Raw genomic sequence first — 245 nt, forward strand, 5'->3', positions numbered from 1 at the left:
GCTTTGATTATAAATTCTAAAAGTGTATTAGGCTACTTATCTTTACCTTTTATAATATTAAGCATTGTTATTTCACATAAACAAGAACAAAAGGCTTATAAATTTAAAATAAAGAAAAATCCAAATTTGGCTTTACCACCTTTAGAAACTTATCCTGATTATAATGAAGCTTTAAAAGAAAAAGAATGTTTTACTTATAAATTAGGAGAAGAATTTATTAAAGCTAGTAAGAATTGGTATGGGGG

Annotated in this window: 1 pseudogene; it reads left to right on the plus strand. The window is 24.9% G+C overall.

Features of this window, described 5'->3' with window-relative positions:
- Nucleotides 1–245, plus strand: a pseudogene (locus BGS40_RS07585) (glycosyltransferase family 2 protein); the annotation flags it as partial.

The organism is Campylobacter sp. 107 (assembly GCF_002383835.1).
In the GTDB taxonomy this organism is placed as follows: Bacteria; Campylobacterota; Campylobacteria; order Campylobacterales; family Campylobacteraceae; genus Campylobacter_D; species Campylobacter_D jejuni.